At 38.3% G+C, this 6668-nt stretch carries 6 protein-coding genes; 2 read left to right on the top strand and 4 right to left on the bottom strand.

Translation table 11 applies throughout. The annotated features are described in order from the left end of the window. Positions 1-102: 102 nt before the first annotated feature. Entirely contained in the window at positions 103-825 is a 723-nt protein-coding gene (locus AC1DDK_RS25710) for a class I SAM-dependent methyltransferase (protein ID WP_288879439.1), read from the top strand. Between the two features lie 84 nt (positions 826-909). After that, on the top strand, positions 910-1749 hold the full coding sequence (locus tag AC1DDK_RS25705) for a maleylpyruvate isomerase N-terminal domain-containing protein (protein ID WP_288879438.1): 840 nt from the start codon (positions 910-912) through the stop codon (positions 1747-1749). A 16-nt stretch (positions 1750-1765) separates the two neighbouring features. On the opposite strand, the gene AC1DDK_RS25700 is transcribed toward AC1DDK_RS25705, so the two are convergent. The 4 genes from AC1DDK_RS25700 to AC1DDK_RS25685 form a co-directional block, all read right to left on the bottom strand. Then, positions 1766-2410 (bottom strand): class I SAM-dependent methyltransferase, encoded by a 645-nt coding sequence (locus tag AC1DDK_RS25700; protein WP_288879437.1) that lies wholly within the window; start codon positions 2408-2410, stop codon positions 1766-1768. A gap of 120 nt (positions 2411-2530) precedes the next feature. Beyond that, a complete protein-coding gene (locus AC1DDK_RS25695) occupies positions 2531-2782 on the bottom strand; it encodes a hypothetical protein (RefSeq protein ID WP_288879436.1) in 252 nt (83 codons plus the stop codon). Then, positions 2779-4119, bottom strand: a complete 1341-nt coding sequence (locus AC1DDK_RS25690; protein ID WP_288879435.1) for a PepSY-associated TM helix domain-containing protein — start codon at positions 4117-4119, stop codon at positions 2779-2781. Before AC1DDK_RS25690 ends, AC1DDK_RS25695 begins: the two co-directional genes overlap by 4 nt. Then, the gene (locus AC1DDK_RS25685) at positions 4119-6557 is read right to left on the bottom strand and encodes a TonB-dependent receptor (protein ID WP_172663100.1); all 2439 of its coding nucleotides are present in this window, start codon (positions 6555-6557) and stop codon (positions 4119-4121) included. The genes AC1DDK_RS25690 and AC1DDK_RS25685 overlap by 1 nt, the downstream gene beginning before the upstream one ends. Between the last annotated feature and the right edge of the window lie 111 nt (positions 6558-6668).

The raw sequence follows: 6668 nt of genomic DNA, 5'->3' as shown, positions 1-6668 counted from the left end.
GTTCCATATTTATAATACCTATTGGGTATCGTGAATTGATAAAATTGATATTTTTCAAATATGATAAAAGGAGTTAGGTTTGACAAATGAAAAATTTAAAATATGAAAACAGAATATTTAAAAAAGGCCACTAACGACGAAATTAAGGCAAGGTTCGATAATGATGTTGAACGCTTTTCAAATCTTGAAGTGGGTCAGCAAACAACCATTGACGCCCCACTTACCATGGAGTTATGTACAGAGGCAGCAAAATACATTAATCCACATGCAAAAGAATTACTGGATATAGGTTGCGGTGCGGGTAATTATACCTTAAAAATGCTAAGCAAAATTCCTGAATTGAATTGTACACTGAATGATTTGAGCATGCCAATGTTAGAACGGGCAAAAGAAAGGGTATCTGCAAAAACTAATGGTAAGGTAAATGTGATACAAGATGATATGCGTAATCTTGATTTACCAGATAATCACTTTGATGTGGTGTTGGCTGCCGCCACATTCCATCATTTACGTACTGATGCCGACTGGGAACTTGTTTTTACTAAATTATACATTGCATTGAAACCAGGTGGTAGTATTTGGATTTCTGACTTAATTACCCATGACTGTGAATTGATAAATAAGCTTTTTCAGGATAAGTACAGGGCATACCTTGAAACTTTGGGCGGACCTGAATATGCACAAAAAGTATTTGATTATATTGCTTACGAGGATACACCGCGTTCCTTAAGCTATCAGCTCGCTTTGTTAAGTAAAGTTGGGTTCAAAGAGATTGAAATACTGCATAAGAATTCTTATTTCGCAGCATTTGGAGCAATAAAGTAAGGTCAGTTGAACAATAAATTTCTGGAATTCATTATTTTTATATCACTCCCGAAAGAAAATAATAATTAAAACGTTTGTTATTTTATGACAACCCAGACGAAAATCCCTATTGATGTAGTTCATTTGCTACCTGTTCTTGATAAGAAACTGCTTGATTTACTGAAATCACTTAAACCCGGAGATTGGCAAAAACAGACTATTGCAAAACTTTGGACAGTTAAGGATGTAGCTGCACATTTGCTAGACGGTAATATTCGCGTGCTTTCCATTCTTCGTGATCATCACTTCGGTGAACATCCAGAAGGAAATTCTTATCAGGACTTGGTTGATTTCCTGAACAGACTTAATGCTGACTGGGTAAAGGCTATGAAAAGAGTAAGTCCGGAAATGCTTATTTTTCTTCTTGAAATAACCGGTCAGCAATTTTGTGACTATCTTAAATCTTTGAATCCTTTGGATAAATCTGTCTTAGCAGTTGGCTGGACTGGTGAATCAGAAAGTAAAAACTGGACAGAAATATCGCGTCAGTATACAGAAAAGTGGCTACATCAACAGCAAATAAGAGCTGCTGTAAATAAACCAGATCTAATGACGCCTGAGCTTTATTATCCCTTTATTGATATTTTTATGCTTGCTCTTCCACACACATACAGATCAATAACCGCAGATGACGGGTCAATTGTAAAGGTTACTGTTACAACGGACGTTGGTGGTTCGTGGTATTTGCTTCGTACTGAGAATAAATGGATATTGACAAAAAAACAAACAGAAACACCAACAACTGAAATTATTATTGATCCTGAAACCTCATGGAAGCTATTTTCAAAAAGCTTGCGACCAGAACAAGTAAAAGACAAAGTGAAAATTAGTGGTAATCAGGAGCTTGGGCTAATTGCGCTGACAATGCTTTCTGTTATGGCTTAAGAATTTATTTTAAGTATCAGATATTAAGGCAATTATTTTGTCTGTAAAAAACAGAAGTACACTTAGATATGATTACTCCGGGTGCAATTCCCGAAAACGGAATATGCTTAAATCCATTTTCAATTAAAAAGGAAACCCCCTCTGCATATTGATCTCTTTCTGAATCATCTAATACCACCACGCCTTCTTCTGTTAAAGATTCGAGAGCCTGTTTACAGCAGTTTACCCTATCTCTTCCATCCACAATGATTACGTCAAATTTCTTTCCGGTATTAGCTGCACTCCTGCAGTAATCTCCGTTGGGAACAAGCTCACAAAAAATCAGATGGACATTATTTAGGTTGGAGGCTTTATTTGTTTTAAACCATATTTTATCATGTTCAACAGAATAAACCTCTCCGGCTAAATTGGCGTAAAAGAATGTCGAATTACCAGAACCAAATTCAAATACGCGTTGCTGTTTATTCAGGCGTTCTTTAATAAAATCGATGAAAGAATAGGTTACCCAGGCAATAGGTTTTCCGGTCTCGTCGATAGCAGATTTTGTTTTATATGCATCAAACCATCCTCTATCAGCAAGATAGCCTTTGAAACCCAGGGACAATAATACCTTTAGTTTGTTAGGCTGGAATAGGGTTAACGGAGATATTTTATTTTTCATATGGGGATAATCGTAGTATATTAAATTGTATATGTGTAATATACATAAATTGTAACGACTTCAATTATCCTTTATTGCTATATCATATGTAGAGCGAGGTTCATGTGTGGATGTTTAAAATTACGCAGGCAGAAAGATTAAGGCACTTAACATAAGTATAGTGTATGAAATTATTCCTGCCAGCAAGAAATACTTGTTGGCGCGTAAAATTCCAATTATTAAGCTGATAATGCAAAGAGCTGTTGCCGATAAGGTGTGGCTGTAATCTCCTTTTGCCAGTAAATAAATGAGGTGGACAAGGGCTATATTTCCAGCTATTAACGCTGTGGGGATCAGTTTGTGCTGGATTAAAGAAAAAGCTTTCATGTTCATATGATGCTGGCTTTTGGTTTCATTTTTTTAAGGATATAATTTGTAATGGCATAAATGATGAATATGGCCAGTGTACCATTTACAATGATTGCAGCAATAAAGGAAGCCTGACGGTAACCGATAAACATGCTGATCATAGCAATGATAATAAGAATTAACAAAATCAGGATAGAATAAATGAAAGTAGTTTTTAAAGGACTAATGGCTCTTTTTTTCATCTTATCCGTGCGGTGTAAATACACTACAAAACCACTGATCGACAAAAAGGCACTTGTAAGGCCAAGAACGGCATATAATATTTTTAAACCTAAACCGCCAAAATCACCAAAATGAAGAGCCTCTTGTACCGAATAAAATTTATCTCTGAATGATGCTTTGCTGATGTCGCATTTGAATAAGGGTTTGTAAGTAGTCTTGGAAATAACAAGCGAGTTTATGTTTCTTTCGTATATCTGGCCGTCTATGCTGCCATGAATTTCGATAGTAGCTGTTCCGTCCTCAGAGGCACGCATATAACCTGGCTTAAGACCGGGAAATTCTTGTTTTGCTACTTTAAATACTTTATTCCAATGTACCGCAATGTTTGCATCCTCTTTCTTATCTATGATTACCTCAGCCTTAAAATCATTAGGGGCTTTAATGTCAAACCATTGCATCAGTTTAGGTTGCAAGCCTAACCAGGCACCGGAACACGCGATTACAAAATTGAAAGCCAGCGCGCTTATACCCAATATTTTATGCCAATCAGCCATTAAAATGCGCACATTCTTCTTGCGGATTTTTGGATAAGGCTGTTTTTTCATAAAGTTCCCATAGATCAGAAAACCGGTAATGGTTACTACTACAAAGGCCACTCCAGCTAAACCTACAAGCTGTCGACCCCAAAAACCTTCGTACAAACGTACGTGCATTTGCCTTAGGTAATTAGCCAGCGAGTTTTGTCGGTCGCGATTGCCCAGGATTTTATCATGCACCGGATCAACAAACAGAGAATAGGACTGATTTGACGCTTTGTCTTTGCCTTTTACAACAAAACTGAAGGTGGCTATGCCTTCCGGCCTGTCGGGCATATCGATCAGTAAACTAGCCATCTTGGGATACTGCTTTTTAGCTTCGGTAAACGCATTATCAATTTTGGGTAGTGCAGGCGCCGAAAGAGGGGTAGTATAAACCGAATAATAACGCCGTTGGATCCAGCCGTCGATCTCAGGGATGAAAACAGCGATTGCGCCAGTTAGGCAAAGAATACCAATCACAATGCCTGTGTACAAGCCCGCCCAATGATGAATTTTCCAGAGCAAATTATGCCCCTTTTTATCGTTATTATTCGGTTTCATTAGAATGTATAACCAATTCCAATCATGAAATTTCTTGGTGCACCCGGATACAATCTATTAAAATCATATCCACCAACCCAATGGGTTTTGTTGAATACGTTGTTCAGGTTACCCGAAATTTTGAACTTATCAATACTATAATATAGCGCTGCACTGAATAGTGTATATTCAGGAAGTTCCAATATCGTATTCAGAGTGTTTCTTTTGCCGGTGTAATTTACACCAGCACCTATACCAAGACCTTTTAGGTCAGGGTTCAGGAATGTGTATTTTGCCCATAAACCGCCTTGCGCTTTTGGAGCATTGGCATTCAACAGGCCTACATTTTCAGGTTTGTCGCTTTTTGTGGTTTCAGCCCTGCTGATTGCAAAGTTTGCTGTAACACTGAAATTTGGCATAATGGCACCATTGATGTCGATCTCAATACCCTTAGCGCGTTGCTGGCCTTCTTGTCTGAGTTCTTCGGTATTTCCAGGGTTGCCAGCGTTGATTAATACATTTTTCTGCTCTATTCGATAAAACGAAAGGTTGGCAGAAAGTCGTTTTTCAAAGAATTCAGTTTTTGCACCCACTTCATACATGTTACTGATTAGGGGATCAAATGGACCGCCGAATCGGACTGGATCTCCAATCTGAGCAACACTTTGTGGCTGATAACCTTCAGCATAAGTACCATAGAAGCTTACCTGATCTAAAGGCGTATAAACCAAACCAAGTCTAGGTATGAGTGCTTTTTGTTCTACCTTTTTCTCATCCGGTTTTTTATATCTGTTGATATCTGTATAGTATTCTTGTCTTAGGGCCAGTAAAGCCTGAAATTTGCCAAAGCTGATCTGATCCTGGATGTAAATCCCATGAACATAATATTTGGCAGGATCAGTTTGTGAAGAGGTATTGATGTAGCCGGAAATTTCAGAAATGGAATAATCAGGATTTACGAGGTCAAAATGAGGAACATTTGGCACCGGATTGCCGTCTTTCATCACAAAAAGTCCAGGTGTGTTTTTGTTATAATTACCCACTGTACCATCCAGTTTACGATATCCTGTTGCATTATAATTGGAATTACCTATAGGTGATTCATTTTGGATATAATCGTATCCTGTAACTACTTTATGTTTTAAAGGCCCTGTTTCGAAGTCTGTAACAAAATATGCGGTAATGTTATCGCTATAATTTTTTCCTTGTCTGCGGATGGTCTGCATTTCCATCTTTGTAGGAATTGAAACTCCGGCAGCATCTACTGCGTACCTGTTTGAAGTACGGTGCTCAAGTAAGTCCTCATCATACATAAACTTCATATAAGAGGCATTGAAAGTCACATTTTTGGTGATTTTTCTTTGTAGTGATGTGGTAACGTACAAATTTGTTTCATTCTCGAAATCATTTCTTTTTCCAAGAGCAAAAGAAATAGGGGTGGAGTTAAGGTCAGTTCCGGCAGTAGCGCCAAATATTGGCTGACCGCGGTCTAAGCGACTTTTGGTTTTAGAATATACAAAGTCAAAGTTCACTTGTGTTTTGTCATCAGGGATGAATGAAATGGACGGTGCAATAACAATATCCTCACCACCTTGTAGTACCCGGAATGACTCTGCATTTTGGTAAGCAAGGTTCAGGCGGTAAAGTAAAGTCTTGGTATCGTTCATAGGGCCCGTGAAATCTGCCATCAGCCTGTTGGTATTGTAACTTCCTGTAGAGAAATTGATTGATTTCCTGGCCTCGTCTAGCGGTTTCTTCGTCACGGTGTTCACTGTACCTCCCGGGTCTGTGTTTGCGAATAAGGCAGATGCCGGGCCTTTTATTACCTCTATACGCTCTACGTTTGGAAGCAAGGGTTGGCTCCAGCTGCTAGTAGGGGTTCTCAGACCGTTAATTAATGCATTGCTGGATCTGAATCCTCTCAGAGAGATGTCATTATTGTAGTAAGAAAAGTGAGTAGCACCGCTGATGTTTTTAATTACATCACTTGCTTTAAAAGCCTGCTGATCGTCTATAACCTCTTTGGTTACATAACTGATTGCCTGTGGTACATACCGCAGGGGAGTTTCCGTTTTTGTTCCGGAAAAGGATTTGGTATTCTTATATGCCTGTTCTTTCCTTCCGGTTATCTCTACACCTTGCAATTCGTTGTCTTTATTCTCCAATTGGATGGTTAATTGTGTTTTCCCATTTTGAACGTTAAACTTTGTGCTCTGTGTTTCATAACCAATATAAGAAGCAATAAAGCTATAAGAGCTGGGCGTAAGATCGGAAAACTCGAAAAGACCATCCTGATCAGTGATCTGAATCAAATTCTTTTCTACCAATTTGACGGTGGCTCCAGGAATGGGTTTGTTGGATTTGTCTGTTATTTTGCCATTTATGCTTAGCTGGGCTGATGCTACCTGAGCAACTAGAGACAAACAAATAAAAGAGAGCGCAGCGTAAAGTATCTTCATGTAAGGCTTATTTAGATTAATTAAAAATAATAGCCAAATATAAGAAGAGTTTTAATATTAGCAACATTGAATGTGTTACATTTTAAACAGTTTTAGAGTGGCTTAGTCCTT

The sequence above is a fragment of the Pedobacter sp. 05T44 genome (assembly GCF_056395985.1).
Note: the sequence above shows the minus strand (reverse complement) of the source record. Positions and strands in the feature narration are given on the sequence as shown.

Bases quoted from the DNA above. Each gene is read 5' to 3' on its own strand.
- AC1DDK_RS25710 (WP_288879439.1), top strand. From the start codon at position 103: ATGAAAACAGAATATTTAAAAAAGGCCACTAACGACGAAATTAAGGCA.
- AC1DDK_RS25705 (WP_288879438.1), top strand. From the start codon at position 910: ATGACAACCCAGACGAAAATCCCTATTGATGTAGTTCATTTGCTACCT.
- AC1DDK_RS25700 (WP_288879437.1), bottom strand. From the start codon at position 2,410: ATGAAAAATAAAATATCTCCGTTAACCCTATTCCAGCCTAACAAACTA.
- AC1DDK_RS25695 (WP_288879436.1), bottom strand. From the start codon at position 2,782: ATGAACATGAAAGCTTTTTCTTTAATCCAGCACAAACTGATCCCCACA.
- AC1DDK_RS25690 (WP_288879435.1), bottom strand. From the start codon at position 4,119: ATGAAACCGAATAATAACGATAAAAAGGGGCATAATTTGCTCTGGAAA.
- AC1DDK_RS25685 (WP_172663100.1), bottom strand. From the start codon at position 6,557: ATGAAGATACTTTACGCTGCGCTCTCTTTTATTTGTTTGTCTCTAGTT.